General features: G+C 76.3%; 1 protein-coding gene. It reads left to right on the top strand.

The window, feature by feature from the left end:
- A partial coding sequence (locus tag ACFV4N_RS40480) for a type I polyketide synthase (protein WP_499677992.1) occupies window positions 1–4,251 on the top strand: 4,251 nt, incomplete at both ends.

Genomic DNA, 4,251 nt, shown 5'->3' with positions numbered 1-4,251 from the left:
CTGGTGTTCGACTACCCGAACCCGGCCGCGCTGGTCGGGCACATCCGGGAGAAGGCGCTCGGCGACGCGTCCGCGCAGGCCGCGCCCGCCCGCCGGGCCACGGTGGCGGTGGCCGACAACGAGCCCATCGCGATCGTCGGCATGGCCTGCCGCTACCCGGGCGGCGTCCGCACGCCCGAGGAGTTGTGGCGCCTCGTGGAAGGCGCGGTGGACGGCATCTCGCGCTTCCCCGACGACCGGGGCTGGGACGTCGACAACCTCTACGACCCGGAGCCGGGCAAGCCGGGCAAGACCTACTCGGTCGAGGGCGGCTTCCTGCACGACGCGCTGGACTTCGACGCCGAGTTCTTCGGCATCAGCCCGCGCGAGGCCCAGGCGATGGACCCGCAGCAGCGACTGCTGCTGGAGACCTCCTGGGAGGCGCTGGAGCGCGCGGGCATCGACCCGACCTCGCTCAAGGGCAGCCGCACGGGCGTGTTCGCGGGCATCATGTACCACGACTACGCGTTGCGGCTGAAGGAGATCCCCGAGGACCTGGCCGGCTACCTGGGCAACGGCTCGCTGGCGTCGGTGGCGTCCGGCCGCGTGTCCTACGTGCTGGGCCTGGAGGGCCCGGCGGTCTCGGTGGACACCGCGTGCTCGTCGTCGCTGGTGTCGATCCACCTGGCGGCGCAGGCGCTGCGCGGCGGGGAGTGCGGCCTGGCGCTGGCGGGCGGCGTGACCGTGATGGCCACGCCCGACACGTTCCTGGACTTCAGCCTCCAGCGCGGCCTCGCGATGGACAGCCGGTCGAAGTCGTTCTCCGCCGACGCCGACGGCACCGCGTGGTCCGAGGGCATCGGCATCCTCGTGCTGGAGAAGCTGTCCGACGCCCAGCGCAACGGCCACCAGGTGCTGGCCGTGATCCGCGGCAGCGCGGTCAACCAGGACGGCGCGTCCAACGGCCTGACCGCGCCCAACGGCCCGTCCCAGCAGCGGGTCATCCGCGACGCGCTGTCGATGGCCGGCCTGTCGCACACCGAGGTCGACGCGGTCGAGGCGCACGGCACCGGCACCCGCCTGGGCGACCCGATCGAGGCCCAGGCCCTGCTGGCGACCTACGGCCAGGACCGGGACGAGCCGCTGTGGCTGGGTTCCATCAAGTCCAACATCGGTCACACCCAGGCCGCCGCGGGCGTCGCCGGCGTGATCAAGATGGTCATGGCGATGCACCGGGGCGTGCTGCCCCAGACGCTGCACGTCGCCGAGCGCACCCCGCAGGTCGACTGGTCCGAGGGCAACGTCGAGCTGCTGACCGAACCCCGCGAGTGGCCGGAGGTCGGCCGCCCGCGCCGGGCCGGCGTGTCGTCGTTCGGCATCAGCGGCACCAACGCCCACGTCATCATCGAGCAGGGCCCCGGCGCGCCGAGCGCCCCCGAGGAGCCCGCGGGCGACGAGCCGGCCGTGGTGCCGTTCGCGCTGTCCGGCCGCACCGAGCAGGCGGTCCGCGCCCAGGCGGGGCTGCTCGCCGCGCGCCTGGCCGCCGAGCCGGACCTGCGCCCGGCGGACGTGGCGCACTCCCTGGTGACCACCCGCGCGCTGCTGGAGCACCGCGCGGTCGTGGTCGGCGGCACGACCGACCGGCTGCGCGCCGACCTGGAGGCGCTGGCCTCCGGCGAGACCCCGGCGACCGCCGTCCTCGGCGCGGCCGCGGGCACGCCGCGCGTCGTCTTCGTGTTCCCCGGCCAGGGCTCGCAGTGGGCGGGCATGGCGGCGGAGCTGCTGGAGTCCTCGCCGGTGTTCGCCGAGCGGATGCGCGAGTGCGCCGCCGCCCTGGAGCCCCACGTGGACTGGCGCCTGCTGGACGTGGTGCGCGGCGCGGAGGGCGCGCCGTCGCTGAAGCGCGTGGACGTGGTCCAGCCGGTGCTGTGGGCGATCATGGTGTCGCTGGCCGAGGTGTGGCGGGCGCACGGCGTGCGCCCGGACGCGGTGGTCGGCCACTCCCAGGGCGAGGTCGCCGCGGCCTGCGTCGCGGGCGGCCTGTCCGTCCAGGACGCCGCCATGATGATGGCCAAGCGCAGCCGCGCCATCGCGGAGCACATGTCGGGCAAGGGCGGGATGCTGTCGGTCCTGCTGCCCGCCGACGACGTGCGCGGCCGGCTGCCCGAGGGCCTGTCGATCGGCACCATCAACGGCGCCCGGTCGGTCGTGGTGGCGGGCGACCCCGACGCGCTCGACGCCTTCGGCGCGGAGCTGGCCGCGGAGGGCGTGCGGGTCAAGCGGATCGCGATGGACTACGCCGCGCACTCCGCGCACGTGGAGTGGATCCGCGACCAGATGCTGGAGGCGCTCGCGGACATCGAGCCGCGCACCTCGGACGTGCCGTTCTTCTCCACCGTCACCGGCGGGATGCTCGACACCGCCGGGCTGGACGCGGGGTACTGGTACACCAACCTGCGCGAGACCGTCGACTTCGCCGGCGCCACCCGGGCGCTGCTGGACAGCGGGCACGCGGTGTTCGTGGAGATCAGCCCGCACCCGGTGCTGACCATGGGCATCCAGGAGACCGCCGAGGTGGCGGGCCGCGACGTGACGACCATGGGCTCGATGCGCCGCGACGACGGCGGCATGTCCCGGGTCCTGCTGTCCCTGGGCGAGGCGTGGGCGCGCGGCGTGCCGGTCGACTGGGCCGGTTCGCTGGCCCCGGCCGCGCCGCGCCGGGTGGACCTGCCGACCTACGCGTTCCAGCGCCGCCGCTTCTGGCTCGACGCCACCACCGCCGGCGCGGGCGACGTCACCGCGGCCGGCCTCGGCGCGGCCCGGCACCCGCTGCTGGGCGCGGCCCTGACCACGGCCGAGTCGGACGGCGTGCTGTTCACCGGTCGGATCGCGCTGGACACCCACCGCTGGCTGGCCGACCACGCCGCCTCCGGCACGGTCCTGCTGCCCGGCACGGCGTTCGTGGAGCTGGCCGTCCGCGCCGGCGACCAGGTCGGCTGCGACCGGGTCGAGGAGCTGACCCTGGAGGCGCCGCTGGTGCTGCCGGAGCGCACGGCCGTGGTGCTCCAGGTCGCGGTGGGCGCGCCGGACGACGCCGGCCGCCGCCCCGTGAGCGTCTACTCCCGACCGGAGGACGCGGACGTCGCCTGGACCCGGCACGCCACCGGCTTCCTCGACCACGCGCCCGCCGGCGCGCGGGTGCCCGACCTGACCGAGTGGCCGCCCGCCGGCGCCACCCCGGTCGACGTGGACGCGCTGTACGACGACCTGGCCGCGGCCGGGTACGCCTACGGCCCGGTGTTCCGGGGCGTGCGCGCCGCGTGGCGCTCGGGCGACGCGGTCTTCGCCGAGGTGGCGCTGCCGGAGGACGCGGACGCCGAGGGCTTCGGCCTGCACCCGGCCCTGCTGGACGCCTCGCTGCACGCCTCGGGCGGTCGCGACCACGGCGCCGAGGAGGGCCTGATCGACCTGCCGTTCGCGTGGACCGGCGTGACCCTGCACGCGTCCGGCGCCACCGCGGCTCGCGTCCGGCTGACCCCGGCGGGCGGCGACGCGGTCTCGATCCTGCTGGCCGACCCGTCGGGCGCGCCGATCGCCGCGGTCGACGCGCTGGTCACCCGGCCGATCTCGGCCAAGGCGCTGGCCGCGGGCAGCGGACCGGACTCGCTCTACCGCGTGGACTGGGTGCCCGCCACGGCGCCCGCCGCGACGGGCGCCGTGGTCCGGGCCGCCGACCTGACGTCGCTGCCCGAGGTCCCCGAGTGGGTCGTGCTGCGGGTGGTGTCCGGGAGCGACGCCCGGTCCGCCGTGGACGACGTGCTGGCGGTCCTCCGGGAGTGGCTGGCCGACGAGCGGTTCGCCGACTCGCGCCTGGTGGTCACGACGACGGGCGCGGTGCCCGCCGCCGGTCACCCGGTCGACCCGGCCGTGGCCCCGGTGTGGGGCCTGGTGCGGGGCGCGCAGGCGGAGAACCCCGACCGGTTCGTGCTGCTGGACCTCGACGAGCCGGGCGCGGACGTGCTGCCCGCGCTGGGCCTCGGCGAGCCCGAGGTCGCGGTGCGCGGCGACGCGCTGCTGGTGCCGAGGCTCGCGCGGGTCACCGCGCAGGCCGACCCCGACGACGCCGTCACCTGGGAGGCCGAGGACGCGGTGCTGGTCACCGGCGGCACGGGCGGCCTGGGCGCGCTGGTGGCCCGGCACCTGGTGACGGCGCACGGCGTGCGCCGGCTCGTGCTGACCTCGCGTCGTGGTTTGGACGCCCCTGGCGCGGTG

This window comes from Actinosynnema sp. NPDC059797 (genome assembly GCF_042732085.1).
Taxonomy (GTDB): domain Bacteria; phylum Actinomycetota; class Actinomycetes; order Mycobacteriales; family Pseudonocardiaceae; genus Actinosynnema.
The sequence above is the reverse complement of the archived record's forward strand: the minus strand, read 5'-3'. Positions and strand labels throughout refer to the sequence as shown.